Source organism: Bacillus sp. G402 (genome assembly GCF_051172515.1).
In the GTDB taxonomy this organism is placed as follows: domain Bacteria; phylum Bacillota; class Bacilli; order Bacillales; family Bacillaceae; genus Bacillus; species Bacillus altitudinis.
This window is the reverse complement of sequence record NZ_JBPIZC010000001.1, coordinates 1,137,098-1,153,798: the sequence shown is the minus strand read 5'-3', so window position 1 is coordinate 1,153,798 and position 16,701 is coordinate 1,137,098. Positions and strand designations below refer to the sequence as shown.

Sequence of the window (16,701 nt, the reverse complement as noted above, 5' to 3'; positions counted from 1 at the left end):
CTATTTAAAGAAAACGACATAAACATACCAATATTTTAAAGTGTTAGTATATTTTTTTGCAGAATAGGGATTGACAGCTTTTTTTCACTTGTTTCGCTGTAACAACTATTACAAAAGTGTTACAATAATGAGTGGTAATTGTAAAAGATTGAAAGGATGAGAGGAGCTACATAAGTGGGAGAGAAACAGCATCAAGGTGCTGCCGAGCAGAAAAAAATGAAGCGCCGGAACGCCTGGAGAATTAATCTCTTTTTCTTCGCTGTATTTAGTTTATTTGCTGGACTTGTCATCAAGCTCGGTGTGCTGCAAATCGTCAATGGTGAGGATTATAAAAAGCAAGCCAACCGAACTGAGGTCAAAACAGCATCATACCCGTCTCCAAGAGGAAAAATGTATGACGCGAGAGGAAGAGTCGTTGTTGATAACGAAAGTGTACCTGCCATCGTTTATACATCAGAAAGCGGTGTGAAAGCGGAGGATAAGATTAAAGTAGCAAGAAAACTTGCGACTTATATAAAAATGGATACAGATTTTTTGAGAGAGCGTGACATTCGAGATTTTTGGCTGGCAAGCCACCCGGAAGAAGCGGATAAGCTCATTTCAAAAGCAGAGCAAAAGAATCTTAAATCAAAAGATGTCTATCCACTTCAAGTAGAGCGTGTGCCTAAGAAAGAAGTCAAGGCGATCGAAAAAGATGCAGAGGAAAAAGCAGTTGCAGCGATCTATCGCAGGTTTACAGGCGGATATGCCTTTGAACCTCAAATCGTGAAAGCGATGGACCCGAACGAAGAGAAAAAAGGGGACGAAAAAGTTGCGCTGCTTGATGAAACAAAAGAATCAAAACAGACATCATCCGTAAGTTTGACATACGAAGAGATCTCACTTGTATCAGAGCATCTTGATGAATTGCCTGGTGTAAATGTCATCAATGACTGGACAAGGAAATATCCGTATGAAAAAACCCTTTATAATGTCCTTGGCGGTGTCACCACCCCAGAGCAAGGCATTATAAAAGAGCGTGAAGATTACTATATGGCAAGAGGTTACTCGCGAAATGACCGAGTAGGAAAAAGTTATTTAGAATATCAATATGAGGATTTTCTCAATCCAGAAAAAGCAACTGTTCAATATACACAGGTCGGCGGAAAACTGCTTGATGAAATCAAGCGGACAGAAGGACGAAGAGGACTTGACCTTGCACTCACATTTGATATGGAGCTGCAAAAGGAAGTCGACAAAATCGTTGAATCAGAGCTAAGATCCGCTAGTGCAAGAAACTATATGATGGACCGTGCCTTTGTTGTGATGATGGACCCTAACACAGGTGATGTTCTTGCGATGTCAGGGAAGAAAATGGACGGCAGGGACGTCACAGATTATGCGATCGGAACATTTACGACACAGTATGAAATGGGCTCTGTTGTCAAAGGAGCTACTGTCCTCTCTGGTTATCAAGATGGCATGTCACACAACCAATCCTATATGGATACACCGCTGTATTTTGCGGGAAGTGGAGGAAAGCCTAAACAGTCTTACAAAGTTCTTGGATGGGTTAACGACCTTCAGGCACTCCAAAAAAGTTCCAACGTTTACATGTTCCAAGTGGCGATGAGAATGGCAGGGATCACCTATCAAAAGGACGGCCCGTTACGGGCAAGACCTGAACACTTACAAAAAATGAGAAACTACTATGCGCAATTCGGTCTTGGCGTGAAAACAGGCATCGACTTGCCGCAGGAATCAAGCGGAATGCAGACGCATCCTCAGACAGTCGGCGGACTCTTGCTTGATGAAGCGATTGGTCAGTATGACACGTATACACCACTTCAAGTCGCACAATACATGTCGACCATCGCAAATGGAGGTAACCGTATTCAGCCAAGAGTGGTGAAAAGTGTTCACTTTCCAACGAATAAGGAAGAAGTAGGTCCTGTTGTGAAGAAATATGAGCCAAAGGTGCTGAACACCATTAACAACTCGAAAGCAGATATCGACCGCGTCAAAATGGGACTAAAAATGGTCACATCAACAGGCGGGACTGCCGCTGGCCGGTTCGGTCAGCATGATGTCGCAGGGAAAACGGGTACAGCCCAAACCTTCTACTATGGTGCCAACCGGAGCTGGTGGGGGAATGCCACGTACAACTTAACCTTTGGAGGATATTATCCTTCTTCCAATCCGAAAGTGGCATTTAGTGTCGTCACACCGTATGTATCAGATAAAGATCCTGTCATTAAAACCATTCCAAGTAAAATTGTTGATAAGTACGTTGAATTACAAAAGAAATATGAAAAGCAATAAACAGCAGGGAGCACAGCAAGAGAAAGTGCTCCCTTTTTGCTGAAAATATGGACGTTTCACAAGAGATTGGGAGGAAAATACGGTTTTTCTAGCGAATCCTTTTTATACATCAAACTAAGGACAACCCTAAAAAAATTAAAGGAGGGTCGGACGACGATGGAACAAAAAATGAAAGATTCGAATCAGCTGTACTCGAATATTGATTTACATGCCGTTCTTTCTTCTAATGGCCGCTTTCTCTACATTTCTTCCAATTGTAAGCAGCTTTTGCTCTATGAACAAAAGGATTTACTAGGGTGTTTTTTGAAAGACTTTGTTCATACCGAAGATCAATTTCTCGTCGAAAGTTATTTCTATAATCAGCACATGCTAGAGATTTGCCACTTTAGACTGCTTAGAAGTGATCTTACAGCTGTATGGGTAGAAGCAAGCATTGATTTTGTTGCTTGTGATGGGTTAGACAACGAATTAAGTAGAGAAATGATCCTGAAAATGAGGGTAATGAATACAGAGCCTCAAAAAGCAGCATTTCAACCAACAGAAGTGTCAGAACAGTCGTTAGGCAGTCTACCGGCTTTCCAAGATGTCAGTGAAGCTGAAAATCTGATTGCCATGCTGCCAAATCCGTTATGTATTACGGCGCTTGGGAAAATTGTGTACGCCAACGATGCGATGCTGCAATTAATGGGTGTATGTACAAAAGATGAAATGATCGGCAAGTCTGCGTTTGATTTTATTGCCGAGGAGTACCATGACATTGTGAGAAGCCGAATCAAAAGACTGCAGCAAGGCCTTCCAGTCGGAATGATTGAACAAATATGGAAAAGGAAAGACGGGAGCATGATTCATATTGAAGTGAAGTCATCTCCGGCAATTTATCAAAATCAACGGGCAGAACTTTTACTATTAGTGGACATCTCTTCCCGTAAAAAATTTCAAACCGTTCTTCAAAAAAGTAGAGAGCGGTATCAGCTGCTTATCCAAAATTCCATTGATACCATCGCCGTCATCCACGATCATAAATGGGTATTTATGAATGAATCAGGTATTAAATTATTTGAAGCCGAACATTACGATAAATTAATCGGAAAAGATATCTTTCATCAAATCCATTCATGTGATCAGCAAAAAGTCAAAAAGAGCATATCACGTATTATCGAAAGAGCATCAGATTCTGAGATTGTGACGATGAGCTGCCATACGTTTAAACACCGGTTGATTTATACAGAAATGGTTTGTATCCCTACCACATTTTTTGGTGAAACAGCCGTTCAAATTATTTTAAGAGATATATCTGAACGAAAACAAACAGAAGAACTCATGCTGCGCTCTGAAAAATTATCAATCGCAGGTCAATTGGCAGCAGGCATTGCACATGAAATAAGGAATCCACTGACGGCGATTAAGGGCTTTTTACAGCTCATTAAACCAAAAACAAAAGACCGTGATCAATATTTTGAAATTGTCTTCTCTGAGCTGAGCCGGATTGAAATCATCTTAAGTGAGCTACTAATGCTTGCAAAGCCGCAGCAAACGGCATCCATGCAGACGCTTGATTTGAAAAAAATCATTAGCGAAGTCACCGCTCTGCTAGAAACACAGGCCAACTTAAATGGAATTTTGATGAACACAAGTGATATTGAGGAGGATCTCCTGATGAATGGGGATCAAAACCAGCTGAAGCAGGTGTTTATCAATTTAATCAAAAATGCCGTCGAATCCATGCCGGACGGAGGGAAGGTAGACATTACCGCCAAAGCCGAAAAAGAAGGGATACTTGTCACGATTAGAGATGAAGGAATTGGTATTCCTGAATCGGTCATGAAGCGGATCGGCGAACCTTTTTTAACGACAAAAGAAAAGGGAACAGGGCTTGGGCTCATGGTGACATTTAATATTTTAGAAAATCACAACGGAACCATCCGGGTAGATAGCCATCCAGAGAAAGGGACTGTGTTTCACATCATGTTTCCCGCAACATAAAAACAACGGCAAGAGAGCCGTTGTTTCATCCGTCTATTGATTGTATGGAACGCTTTTCAAGTACAAATTGTTCGAGACGGTCAAGTCCTTCTTTTAACGTTTCAAGTGAATATGCATAGGAAAGGCGCACATATCCTTCTCCAAGTGAAGAGAAAGCAGAACCAGGTACGACCGCAAGTCTTGTACTTTCTAACAACTCCATGCAAAAATCAAATGAACTCATCCCAAACGATTCAATGGAAGGGAAAATATAAAAAGCGCCGGAAGGCTTAATGACCGGAAGCCCCATAGAAATGAGTCGATCATATACATAGTCGAGTCTTTTCTTATATTGCTCTCTCATGATTAGTGCATCATCCACACCGTTTGTCACTGCTTCAAGTGCCGCCTTTTGTGAGATAGCCGAGGCACAAGACACGTTATATTGATGTACTTTTAATACATGTTTAGCAAGAGGAGCGGAAGCAAATAAAAAGCCGATTCTCCATCCGGTCATGCTATGAGATTTTGACAGTCCATTGATGACAATCGTCTGTTCCTTTAAGAAAGAAGCAATGGAATGATGTGGACGATCAAATGTCAGCTCACTATAAATTTCATCAGATAGAATAAAAATATCCTTTCCTTCAAGAAGCTGTGCAATTTCTTTCAATTCTTCTTCTAATAGCGTGACCCCAGTTGGATTTGAAGGGTATGGAAGGACAACACACTTTGTCTTTTCCGTTAATGCATCTTCAATCAGCTTGGCATTTAATTTAAAACCGGCATTTGTTGTGTCGATATGCACGGGCACCGCACCGCACATCCGAATGATCGGTTCATAGCCAGGGTACACAGGGCCTGGCAGGATGACCTCATCGCCTTCAGTCAAAATGGTTCGAAACGCAGCATCAATTGCTTGACTCGCACCTGTTGTCACAATGATTTCTGTCTCTGCATCATAATCAAGATGGACTTTCTTTTTGATGTATTGCTGGATCGCTTGTCTTAGCTCTAGAAACCCAGCGTTATGAGTATACGAGGTGAAATTCTCGTCAATGGCTGTTTTGGCAGCTGTTTTGACATGATGCGGCGTATAAAAATCGGGCTGACCTATGGTCAATGAAACGACATCCTCATATGAAGATACGAGATTTGAAAATGTTCGAATGCCTGAAATTTCAATATCCTTTACTCTTGGATTCAGCAAATGCTCCATTTCTCATCACCTTAAAAATTTATGTTTTTATCCTATTTTACCATTCACTGCATAAATGTCACCTGCGGAAAGGCTTCGGATATCGTTATATGTAGTCTATTCTCCTATCCATCACAGCATGAGTGATAGATGAAGAAAGAGCAACATTTATTATAGCGTAACCTGCTCGGAAAATACAGCTCTGCTTAAGATGATTAGAATAAGGCAAAACGGTATAAACTGAAAGAACGAGAGAATCAAGTCATGGGAATTGCTTTCACAGGCATACGATCTCCTGAAGGAGGACGATAATAGATGGATCAATCAGCAAAAACATCGAAAATAGCCTTTTTATCCGTCATGAGTAATACGTTTGTTGTGGTCCTTAAAATCATTGTAGGGGTGTTAACTGGATCTGTTGCGGTTTTATCAGAAGCCATTCACTCTTTTCTCGATTTAATGGCCTCTTTTATTGCATTTATCTCTGTTCGTATTTCAAGAAAGCCGGCAGATTCAAAACATCCTTATGGACATGGGAAAGTTGAGAATATTTCTGGAACGATTGAAACTTTGTTGATTTTTGTTGCTGGGATTTGGATCATTTATGAATGTGTTCATAAATTAATGCATCCAGAGCCTGTTAAACTGCCGGTACTTGGTATTGTGGTCATGCTGATCGGGGCACTTATCAATTTTGTTGTGTCGAGAGTTGTGAACAAAGAGGCAGAGCGAGTACATTCTGTTGCCATGAAATCGAATGCACTGCATCTTTTAACAGATGTGTTTACGTCACTAGGGGTTGCCATTAGTTTATTGCTTGTTGCATTAACGGACTGGTATTTCCTCGATCCGATTATTGGAATGGTGCTAGCGCTCTATATTATGCGTGAAGCGTTTAAACTCATGAAGGAAGCCTTCCCGCCGCTTGTCGACGCCCGGTTAACCCCGGAAGAAGAACAAGCGATAGAGGGCATCATTCAAACATTTAGTCAAGAATTCATTGAATATCATGACTTTCGAACAAGACGATCCGGTGCTGAAGAATATATTGATTTTCATTTGATTGTTCATGGAAAAACAACCATTGAAGATGTTCACCAATTATGTGATCGAATTGAAGAGAACATTCAGCAGGCGTTTCCGCATGCACAAATCTTTATTCATGTAGAACCTGAAAGTGAAAGAAGCACACAAACGTAAAAAGGCGATACCACCTCTTTGAAGGTTGTATCGCCTTTTTTTACGCTTCATCTATGAAATGAAATCAATATCCATAAGCAGTATCGTAATCTTCATACCAAGAGATATAAGCAGCATCTTCATTTGATAAACCATGTTTCATATCTAAAAAATCAGCTTCGCAAATATCTTCAATCACAGTCATTTCGTTGTTCTTTAATAGTACGACAGTTCCCATCATGAACACCTTTCTTTAAAAAATCCTTGACTATTGTACCATGTGAAACGTGATTGTCAACAGAAGAATCGAAATGAGAGGAAAATATCACAAAATGTTAAAAAATCAGGCGTTGAAAGAACTAGATGTGCCATAATTTTCGTGAATTTTCAGTATTTATTCACATAAATCATCATTGAAAAATGATCTAAAATTCATGTAAAAATGTAAAGCTCCATTGATCTTGCGATATTCATAAGATATAATAACGAATGATTATAAGAAATTTATAGAAAACATACATAATAAAGGAGAAATAGGATGGAAACAAACATGTCAGAAGCACCTATTCAAGAAGAAAAACATCCTGAACTAGCTGGAGTAGGTTATCGTTTTCTTGCTCATCTTTTAGACGGTGTCATTATTAGTGTACCATTTTCAATCATTGTATTTATTCTCGCAACACTCTTTTTTGTCTCAAGCCCTGAGGCGGCATTTTTAATGTATGATGATAGCTATTACTATTCTTCAACGGTGATCACGGATGAAGAATGGGCAGTCATTGTGGGCCTTCTCTTTTTCTATGGCGTAACGACCTTAATCGGTATCGCGGTGACTTGGCTTTATTATGCGATCATGGAATCATCAAAGTTGCAAGGAACTCTTGGCAAGATGGCTCTTGGCATCAAAGTGACAAAAGTAACGGGTGGAAAAATAACATTCGGGCGCGCGACAGGCCGCTTTTTTGCAAAAGGCTTTTTGTCTCCAATCTTATTCATTGGCTACATCATTGCGTTTTTCACAGAAAAAAAACAAGCACTTCACGACTTGATTGCAAGTACCATTGTCGTAAAGAAATAATGAAAAGAAGCACCTCTGCTAAATAGTACGGGGTGCTTTTTGTATAGATTGCTTGTATGGAAGAGGGAAACGTCACATAAAGTAGAATGATAGTGAAAATAAAGCAGAGAAGGGAGTCAATCTATTGAAAAGAGGGAAAATGACCGTTCAGAAAAAAGGGGCAAGCTTCGGGCTCTTTTTCACAGCACCTGTTTTGGCCTGGGCATTGTATGATTTTGCAAATACGATATTTTCATCGAATATGATCACCATTTTCTTCCCATTTTACTTGCAGGAGACGATAGGCGACAGTGCGAGGATGGATCAAATCGCCAGTACATTTATTTCTTATGCGAACGCACTTGCAAGCTTTTTCCTCGTCATTTTTACGCCTTTATATGGTGTGCTGATTGATCGTACAGGGAAAAAGAAGCGGTATATCACGGTGTTTACCCTGATTTGTATTGCCTGTACCTTTATGATGGGGATCTTTGCTGGGATTGATTTCTCAAGCGAATGGTTTGGTCTTCCTGTCTCCTTATTGGTGGTGGTTACCTTGTTCGTCATCGCCAAATTTTTCTATCACTCTAGTCTTGTTTTTTATGACACCATTTTGCCCGATCTTGGGACAAAGGATGAAATCCCCCTCATTTCTGGATTCGGTATTGCTGTCGGCTATTTAGGTACACTTGTCGGCCTTTCTGTTTATTTACTTGTAGGAAATGACCAGTTTCATGAAGCATTCATTCCGACAGCCCTTTTATTCTTTCTCTTTTTTCTGCCCTTTCTCTTTATTATAAAAGATCCTCAACCTCTCCCGCAGCAAGAGAAAAAGTCGTCTTTTTTCAGCGGGTATAAAGAGATTATTCGTACATTTAAAGAGATGAAGCAGTACAAACCGGCCTTTATTTTTATGATCGCTTTCTTTTTTATGAATGATGCGTTGCAGACAGCGATTGCGATGATGGCTGTTTATGCAAAAATTATCATTGGTTTTACCGCAGGTCAATTTATTTTGCTGTATCTTGTGTCCACGATTTCAAGTATCATTGGCTCGTTTCTATTCGGATATGTCACAAAGGCCATCGGGGCAAAGCGCTCGATTACAGTCGTGTATGTCATTTTAATTGTGGCGCTCATTCTAGCTGTGACAGCGACAACGGAATGGGTCTTCTGGGTAGCAGGCAGTTTATTCGGCATTTCACTTGGCGCGAGCTGGGGATCATCACGAATCCTCATTATTGAGCTGACGCCTAAAGAAAAACGAGGACAATTTTTTGGGCTCTTTGCGTTTTCGGGAAAGGTGTCTTCAATCGTCGGTCCCATCATTTATGGCTCCGTCACACTGCTATTTGCAGCACATGGGAATCTCGCAAGCCGTCTTGCATTAGGGTCTTTGCTCATCCTTGCAGCCATAGGACTTGTGATTCATCAATTCGTGCGAGAGAAAGCGTAAAGAAACGTCAACTTTTTACCCATGCTGCCGATATAAAAAGTACAATCTTATATTGAAGAATAGAGGGATTTCCGTGGCTTTAAACAAACAAGAAATTTTACTTGACTCTGGTACTAATGAATTGGAAATTGTGAAGTTTGAAATTGGTTCAAATCAATTCGGCATTAACGTCATGAAAGTAAGAGAAATTATTCAGCCAGTTGAGGTGACAGTTGTACCGCACTCTCACCAAGATGTAGAAGGAATGATTAGTTTACGAGGCGAGATTTTACCAGTCATCAATCTATTTTCCTTTTTTAATGTCGAGTCAGATCAGTCAGAACAAGAGAAATACATTGTGACTGAATTCAACCAACGGAAATTTGTGTTCCATACAGGAACGGTATCACAAATTCACCGCGTCAGCTGGGAAGAGATTGAAAAACCAACTGCACTCAATCAAGGAATGGATCGTCATTTAACAGGGATCATCAAGCTTGACGAGAAAATGATTTTCCTTCCAGATTACGAAAAAATCATCTATGATATTGAATCCGCATCTGGTGTAGACACATATCATATGTTTGACGGTGAGAAAGACGAGCGAAGAACAGGGAAGAAGCTGTATGTTGTTGAAGATTCTCCGCTTCTCATGCGCTTATTAACAAATGAATTAACCGAGGCAGGCTATAAAAACATTGTGACCTTTGAAGATGGAAAACAAGCATATGACCATGTCATGGATCTTGTCAGTAAAGGCATCAGTGTGACAGAAGAAATTGATATGATTATTACAGATATAGAAATGCCAAAAATGGATGGACATCGATTAACAAAGCTGCTGAAGGACAATCCTTTAACACAGTCCATTCCAATTCTCATTTTCTCTTCATTAATTACGGACGATCTGCGTCATAAAGGGGAAACCATCGGTGCAGATGATCAAATTAGTAAACCAGAAATTCATCAGTTGATTGAAAAAGTAGATCATTTTATTATCTAAAGAAAAGAAGACAAAGAGCTAAAATAAACAACATTTTAGCCCTTTGTTCATAATATGAAAAACCACTCGCTTTGAGTGGTTTTTCTGTTTAAAAATAACTTTCCCCGAGCCGTTTGAAGACGGGTTTTGTATAATGTGATTTTTGTTTTGTGGCGGCAGGTTTTTCTTTTAAACCGACATACGTTTGAAGTATTTGTTTCGCTCGATTTAATGACATATTCGCTTTCGGATTGCGATATGATTGATTTAAATTTCCTAAGTGTGGCAAAAATTCGAAGTCTTCTTTAGTTGGTGGCAGATGAAAATAATAATCTCCAATTTCAATCAGCACGTCGGACTGTTGTTGACTATATCTGGGATTGTTAGAGAAATGTAGGCCCACTTTTCTTCCTTTACCTTCTTGCAATAGTTTTTGCAGCGCACGTTTTTTCAAAAGATAAAGAAACTTGGGATTTGGTGCGGTTTTAGCATGGCGGTTAACAGTATAAATGGCTTTTGCGATGTTTTCTGCTGTAGGTTCTATGTCTTTAGTATGAGCATAATCGTCCATTTTTTCTCTCCTTTGTCTTTCGTCTTCTTGTGCTTAGTATAAATTATACGTTTTTATTAGTAAATTGCAAATAGACTTATTGTAAAAAGCATTAGATTTTCATCACTCTTATTTACAATAGCCATTCATGATGATTCTGAAACGTGAAGAAGAACAATGAATGAATCATTCTTAGCAAGAGCATCATCATTTATCCGGTATCCTTTCCAACTAGGCGTTTCAGTTGGATGTAAGCGATGCCTTTGATTTTCTATATGATAAAGGTGTTGTATTTTTTATTCTTTTAAAAATACTAATAAAATAGCTAGTGCTGCTGAAGCCAACTTGGTAGGCGATTTCTGTTATGTTTAAGTCCGTCTTTTGAAGCAAAATGAGGCTTTGTTGAATTCGATATTCATTCACATAATGTATAGGAGATTTCTTTAAAATATAATTGAAATATCTACAGCATTCAGAGCGGCTTAATTGTCCTTCACGAGCGATATCTTGAAGAAGAACCTTTTCATGATAATGTTCATGAATCCAATTCAGCATATGTTTCATATGTTCATTTCTATCGTGCTTACGTGCATCATATGTCAGTTGAAAACGATTTTGTAAAAGGCATTTCCAAATCGTGATGAGCTGTATATTAAGTTCGAGTTCAAAATATGCCGGAGTTTGTTCGATTAATCGTTGAATGATTTGTATACATTGATAGATTTGGTTTGGCCATCCGTCTTTTCGGTTGAATAAAATAAAAGGTGTTTGACTCGCATGCATATATGGATGAACGAACGTGGTGAATAACTCATTGGCTGTGATGAAGTGAGGTGAAACGTTTAAACAAATATAAGTACATGTCGTCCCATTTGCATCCTTTGCCATGTGTAAGCAGCCACTGTTGATGAATACACCATCTCCTTGCTGAATGTTCAATATCTTCTCGTTAATGTGAAACTCAGCCTCTCCCTCCAAAATAAAGACGAATTGAAATTCGTCGTGCCAATGAAGAGGGATATATCCGCTCATATGATCACGAATCTTTGTATGATATAGAGCAATAGGCCATGTGGTGGTTGAATGCTCCGTTAATTCTTTCAGATTGTTGTCAATAAGAAAATGATGATTGTGCATGGTTCTCCTCAATATTCTTTTATTTTTATGTTCAATTGATATATCAATATGTAAAAAATTGAACTACTATCAACTATATTATCATGATTTTTTTAGAATTGAGGAGAATAAAAATGAAGAGGAGAAAGGGAATTTTTCTTGTACTGATAGGAGCTATCTGTTGGGGAGTAGGAGGAACCGTTTCACAAAAATTGTTTCAGCAATATGGAATTGACGTCAATTGGCTGGTCACTGTCAGGCTACTCATTTCAGGCGGGTTACTTTTATTTGTTCATTACATGACGAAAGAACGCACGCAATTGATTGGCGTGTTGAAAATGAAGAGTACGGCCATTCAAGTGCTGATATTTGGACTAATGGGCATGTTAGCTGTTCAATATACTTATATGGTGTCCATTCATCATGGGAATGCTGCGGTGGCTACATTGCTACAGTATACAGCACCTGTCATGATTATCGTGTATCTAGTATTTCGCCGGCAATCCACTTTTACAAAAAGAGATATGTTGACGGTCGTATTGGCTTTGGTTGGCATGTTTCTCTTATTGACGAATGGTTCCGTTTCCACATTAACTGTTCCAGCTGTCGCGGTATTTTGGGGAATACTATCAGCCGTGGCATTGTCCTTTTATACGTTATATCCAATCAAGCTGTTAAAACAATTCGATTCACTTGTTGTTGTTGGCTGGGCGATGCTTATAGGGGGAGCTGCCCTTAGCTTGATCCATCCTCCATGGAAGGTGAATCTGTCTCAATTACCTTTTGAAGCGTATATTTATTTATTATTTGTCATTGTATTTGGAACGATGGTCGCTTTTTGGTTTTACATCGAAAGTTTGAAGTATTTATCTCCGAAAGACTCAAGCTTAATTGGAAGTGTCGAACCCCTTGCAGCAGTGATAACCACTGTTTTCTGGTTAAAAGAGCCATTTGGTCTTTTCCAGTGGATAGGGACAGCGTGTATTGTATACATGATATTATTCATGGCATTATACCAGCCTAAAATAAGAGGGGAAAAGAAGAAATTGGGTTCATTGATAGATGATAAGGTAAATTAAATATGTGAAATGTATATAAAGTGAACTATTAAACATAGATAACTACCTATTTTAAAATAAATGGGTAGTTAATGACTTATATGAGAACGGGATTGCCGGATAAAATCTACCATATGCAAGACAATCATGGTCGAACATATGGCTTAAGATCATGGACTATTTCGTATGGCTAGAATAAGCACAGTAAAAACAGCCGTTAAAATCAGTTTCACTCGTCATTTTTTTGGCTTCATCCATGGCGCTTTCACTGTTCATGTGTAGACCAATCAATGTACGACTTGCTGCATCACCTAAAAATGCGCAGTCTTCTGTATGTACAACGTATTGTCCTTGATCATTTTTTGTATGAATAAAATAATAGCTTTTTAGCATACCCCTCACCTCCAACCTGACTATATTACTATAAAACTTCCAATATTGTAAAGAATTTTTATTAAAAATGTTGCATTTATAAACATTCCTTTTATTTCATAAAAAGGAAAATTGGTTGTAAGATAAGAAGATCAAAGTCAATGAGGACAGAAAGGACGGTTTAGATTGAAAGATATTTTAACTCCTTTATTGGTCGCTTTTGTCGTTGGAGGCATTGTGTACGTGATAGATGATCGGTCGATTCATCCTTTTCTTCTTTTTCTCATCTTATTTATTAGCATTTATACAGTCGATAGAATCGTTCATTTTGCTTCGAATCATTTCCATGAGCAGAAAAAATAATCGTCGTTTATGTTACACCCATGAAAAAAGGACTTTCTATAGAAGAAAGTCCTTTCAGCGTGTAGACAAACCCTCGCAATCTTTGTCAGTCCTGCGTGCTGGTGCTCACGAATGTGAAATTCGCTCCGCTCCATTACTCGCCCTTCCTAGACTGCAAAGGTTTTCTATCACGCTGAAAAGAAGAAAAAGGGCTAAAATAATGTATATTTTAGCCCTTTTTGCTTCATCTATTGTACTCCTTGCCCTTTTAATTCACGCTGCACATCTAAGTCGGCAGCTTCTCTGCTGAACTTTGGCAGTGTAATGAAGTAAAAAAGGAAGACGAGTAAAATAACAATACCCATTCCGTAATAAATGTAAGAAACATTGGTGATGAGCTTTGGAAATAACACGGCAATTAAACCTAGCGTCATTGATTGTGCAAACATGGTGAGCGGATCAACCCACCCTGATACGCGTCCCATCAGACGAGGGTGAACAATTCTTGGGAGCCAGCCTCCAATGACAATGTTGACTGGACCAATACATGTACCAATGACAAATGATGTGACATAAAATAACCATAATGTATGGGTAGAACCAAGGACAAAAATTAAAATACCTGCAACTAGAATTGGAATCGACATGAGATATTGCATTTTTACCTTTTTCGCAAGAATAGAGCCAAGTAAGCTTCCAACTAGAAGTCCGGCACCGATCGCGATCGTAAAAAAGGATGTATGCAGTTCAAAATGGTCCGGTGAAAGACCGTATTTCATTGTAAACATCGGAAGAACGGCAAATGCGCCATTCACAAGACCGAAAACAAAAAAGCCGAAAATTAAAGAAGCCAATAATTTATTTTTTAAAATATAGAGAATGCCTTCTTTAAAATCTTTTAGAGACGTTTTAACGGTCATGCCCTTCCAGCCTGCTTGTCCATTTGGCTGTCGTGCTTCAATTGGAATATTGCATGATCGAATGAGAATACCGGAAATAATAAAACTGACCAAATCAATGGTAATGGCACCGTGAAGTCCAATCGTTTTATACATAATGGCACCAATTCCAACACCAAATACCATAAATAAACTAAACAGCATTTGATTTAAACCAGCCGCTTTTGCATATTGATCTTTATTTAAAATGGCCTGAACGAGAGAGGCTTCAGCTGGATAGAAGAACTTCGTAATGGCACTTCGTATAAACAAGATCAAGAAAATAAGCGGCAGTGAATTAAAATAAATGACGATAAATAAAACGATTGTCAGCCCAGCTCGTATCCAATCACAATTCTCTGCGACTTTTTTACGATCAAAACGGTCTGCGACCACACCGACCATAAAAAAGACAAAGATTGTAGGCAGTGAATACATTAACTCTGCTAAAGTGGCGTAAGCGGGCTGATGACTAAAATGATCGAGCAAATAAAAGGCAAACGCCATATTGCCTACTGTTGTCCCCATTTGCGAGGCAAGTGCTGCAAAAAAGAGACGAACAAAATTTCTGTTTTTAAAAATATCCATAAATACGCTCCTTAACCTGAAGATCCCACTTTCTATCATATAAAATTTTAACCATTCGTACAATTGATTTCTCCTACTGGCTAATGGTCACAGGTGTTCCATTTGGAACAATTGAAGCAAGTTCGATGACATTCTGATTATACATGCGAATGCACCCTCTAGACACAGCTTTACCAATTGAAGACGGGTTATTCGTTCCATGGATGCCATAATGAACTTTTGAAAGGCTCAGCCAATAGGCGCCAAAGGGACCTCCTGGGTTTGGCTGTCTGTTGACAATATAATAAGAACCTGTCGGTGTCATGTTTAATATTCTGCCGGTTGCAATCGGGTATGAGCGCAAGAGCTGTGATCCAGAAAACAGCACGAGACGTTTCGCTGAAATTGACACAGATATGCGGTAAGGGATCGTGTTAGGATCCGGTAACCCAGGGATGATGATGACTTCATTTTGTTCTGGTTCGCGGGCTTGAAGTGACGGATTTGCAGCCTTTAAAGCATCTGTCGTTGTTCGAAAATCAAGTGCTATTGAAGCAAGTGTTTCTCCACTTTTTACCGTGTATCGCAGCACGAAAGCACACTCCTTTTACTCAAATAAAAGAAGCCATGATCCCCGCCTCACATATACTATATGGACGGGATCAGGCCCAGTAAGGTTTCTCCTAACATTTGTCATGAGGATGATCTTTGTTTATACATATGCAGGAAAAGGTGATTTGGCTTCTCTTTACACGTGAGATGTTAAGGTGAAAAAAGTGATTTCAGGTTTGGCTAAAAACCGAAGCGGCAGTCTAGTTGTCCCAAGCCCGCGGTTGACATAGATACGGTGCTGATAGCTACCGTATAAGCCTTCGACATATGTACGCCCAAAAGGTGCCGTGAGAATCGGTCCATAGAAAGGAAGCTGTATTTGACCACCATGCGTATGCCCAGAAAGCTGTAAGTTAATAGGTGTTGTTTCAAGCTCTAGTGCCGCATCAGGCTCATGCACAAGCAATAACGTAAAGAGATCAGAAGAGACTTCTCGTTTGATGAAATGGTAATCAGGCATACTCATCATGAGATCATCCAGTGTAGCGATCTGTATGCGTCCGCCTTCTTTTTCTAAGTGAAACACTTCATTTTTACATAATGTAAAACCGCAAGCTTTCATCGTTTCCTCATATAGATCAATGCCAAATGGTCCGTAGTCATGATTTCCGCATATGGCAAACTTTCCAAACGGAGCATCAAGCTTAGACAAAGAGGCTTTGGCTTTTTCATGTTCTTCAATCGATGATTCAAAATCAACAAGATCACCTGTAAACACAATGAGATCGGGAGATGCAGCGTTGATCTTTTGGACAACAGTCTCTAAATCTTTTGCCGAAAATGTATCACTTAAATGAACATCACTAAATTGCGCAATTTTAAACTGGTCAAAAGAGGCCGGTAGCTGAGCATCATGAATGGTGAGTGATACGGTGTCGATCATGCGCGGCTCAATGTACCGAGCATAGCCATAACCGGATGTGGTCGCCAAAAGTCCGAGAATACTCGCACCAGCTGCTCCTTTTAAAAATTGCCTACGGGAAAGTTGCTTCATATAAGACTCCTTTAAAAATAAAATTAAGTATAGCATGA

16 protein-coding genes are annotated in these 16,701 nt (G+C 39.4%); 8 read left to right on the top strand and 8 right to left on the bottom strand.

What is annotated here, in order from left to right:
* The first annotated feature begins 174 nt into the window (after positions 1–174).
* Together ACSBQP_RS06050 and ACSBQP_RS06045 are read left to right on the top strand one after the other, a co-directional pair.
* Positions 175–2,301, top strand: coding sequence for a peptidoglycan D,D-transpeptidase FtsI family protein (locus ACSBQP_RS06050; protein ID WP_058213819.1), 2,127 nt, complete (start codon positions 175–177; stop codon positions 2,299–2,301).
* A gap of 156 nt (positions 2,302–2,457) precedes the next feature.
* The gene (locus ACSBQP_RS06045) at positions 2,458–4,284 is read left to right on the top strand and encodes a PAS domain-containing sensor histidine kinase (RefSeq protein WP_138825664.1); all 1,827 of its coding nucleotides are present in this window, start codon (positions 2,458–2,460) and stop codon (positions 4,282–4,284) included.
* A gap of 25 nt (positions 4,285–4,309) precedes the next feature.
* On the opposite strand, the gene ACSBQP_RS06040 is transcribed toward ACSBQP_RS06045, so the two are convergent.
* Entirely contained in the window at positions 4,310–5,482 is a 1,173-nt protein-coding gene (locus ACSBQP_RS06040; RefSeq protein ID WP_435028259.1) for an aminotransferase A, read from the bottom strand.
* Positions 5,483–5,776: 294 nt separating this feature from the next.
* Between ACSBQP_RS06040 and ACSBQP_RS06035 the strand changes: the two genes are divergently transcribed.
* Complete coding sequence (locus tag ACSBQP_RS06035) at positions 5,777–6,661, top strand: cation diffusion facilitator family transporter (RefSeq protein ID WP_039169114.1); 885 nt, start codon at positions 5,777–5,779, stop codon at positions 6,659–6,661.
* 64 nt (positions 6,662–6,725) lie between these two features.
* On the opposite strand, the gene ACSBQP_RS06030 is transcribed toward ACSBQP_RS06035, so the two are convergent.
* Entirely contained in the window at positions 6,726–6,878 is a 153-nt protein-coding gene (locus tag ACSBQP_RS06030; protein ID WP_017367142.1) for a hypothetical protein, read from the bottom strand.
* Positions 6,879–7,178: 300 nt separating this feature from the next.
* Between ACSBQP_RS06030 and ACSBQP_RS06025 the strand changes: the two genes are divergently transcribed.
* The 3 genes from ACSBQP_RS06025 (at position 7,179) to ACSBQP_RS06015 (ending at position 10,135) form a co-directional block, all read left to right on the top strand.
* Positions 7,179–7,718 (top strand): RDD family protein, encoded by a 540-nt coding sequence (locus tag ACSBQP_RS06025; RefSeq protein ID WP_007498690.1) that lies wholly within the window; start codon positions 7,179–7,181, stop codon positions 7,716–7,718.
* Positions 7,719–7,842: 124 nt separating this feature from the next.
* The gene (locus ACSBQP_RS06020; protein WP_017359426.1) at positions 7,843–9,153 is read left to right on the top strand and encodes an MFS transporter; all 1,311 of its coding nucleotides are present in this window, start codon (positions 7,843–7,845) and stop codon (positions 9,151–9,153) included.
* Positions 9,154–9,226: 73 nt separating this feature from the next.
* Positions 9,227–10,135, top strand: coding sequence for a chemotaxis protein (locus tag ACSBQP_RS06015; RefSeq protein ID WP_008348035.1), 909 nt, complete (start codon positions 9,227–9,229; stop codon positions 10,133–10,135).
* Positions 10,136–10,223: 88 nt separating this feature from the next.
* Here the strand turns inward: ACSBQP_RS06015 and ACSBQP_RS06010 are convergent, their stop codons facing one another.
* Positions 10,224–10,685 (bottom strand): YkyB family protein, encoded by a 462-nt coding sequence (locus ACSBQP_RS06010; protein WP_007498684.1) that lies wholly within the window; start codon positions 10,683–10,685, stop codon positions 10,224–10,226.
* 219 nt (positions 10,686–10,904) lie between these two features.
* A complete protein-coding gene (locus ACSBQP_RS06005; protein ID WP_435028258.1) occupies positions 10,905–11,801 on the bottom strand; it encodes an AraC family transcriptional regulator in 897 nt (298 codons plus the stop codon).
* Positions 11,802–11,914: 113 nt separating this feature from the next.
* Between ACSBQP_RS06005 and ACSBQP_RS06000 the strand changes: the two genes are divergently transcribed.
* Positions 11,915–12,859, top strand: coding sequence for a DMT family transporter (locus ACSBQP_RS06000; RefSeq protein ID WP_191218877.1), 945 nt, complete (start codon positions 11,915–11,917; stop codon positions 12,857–12,859).
* Between the two features lie 156 nt (positions 12,860–13,015).
* On the opposite strand, the gene ACSBQP_RS05995 is transcribed toward ACSBQP_RS06000, so the two are convergent.
* Positions 13,016–13,231, bottom strand: coding sequence for a hypothetical protein (locus ACSBQP_RS05995; RefSeq protein ID WP_008348016.1), 216 nt, complete (start codon positions 13,229–13,231; stop codon positions 13,016–13,018).
* Between the two features lie 165 nt (positions 13,232–13,396).
* Between ACSBQP_RS05995 and ACSBQP_RS05990 the strand changes: the two genes are divergently transcribed.
* Entirely contained in the window at positions 13,397–13,573 is a 177-nt protein-coding gene (locus tag ACSBQP_RS05990) for a hypothetical protein (protein ID WP_426458012.1), read from the top strand.
* Positions 13,574–13,800: 227 nt separating this feature from the next.
* On the opposite strand, the gene ACSBQP_RS05985 is transcribed toward ACSBQP_RS05990, so the two are convergent.
* The 3 genes from ACSBQP_RS05985 to ACSBQP_RS05975 all read right to left on the bottom strand — a co-directional run bounded on the left by ACSBQP_RS05985 (position 13,801) and on the right by ACSBQP_RS05975 (position 16,663).
* The gene (locus ACSBQP_RS05985) at positions 13,801–15,078 is read right to left on the bottom strand and encodes an MFS transporter (protein WP_056704826.1); all 1,278 of its coding nucleotides are present in this window, start codon (positions 15,076–15,078) and stop codon (positions 13,801–13,803) included.
* Positions 15,079–15,151: 73 nt separating this feature from the next.
* The gene (locus tag ACSBQP_RS05980; RefSeq protein ID WP_008348009.1) at positions 15,152–15,649 is read right to left on the bottom strand and encodes a L,D-transpeptidase family protein; all 498 of its coding nucleotides are present in this window, start codon (positions 15,647–15,649) and stop codon (positions 15,152–15,154) included.
* Between the two features lie 156 nt (positions 15,650–15,805).
* The gene (locus ACSBQP_RS05975) at positions 15,806–16,663 is read right to left on the bottom strand and encodes a metallophosphoesterase (protein ID WP_039963342.1); all 858 of its coding nucleotides are present in this window, start codon (positions 16,661–16,663) and stop codon (positions 15,806–15,808) included.
* Between the last annotated feature and the right edge of the window lie 38 nt (positions 16,664–16,701).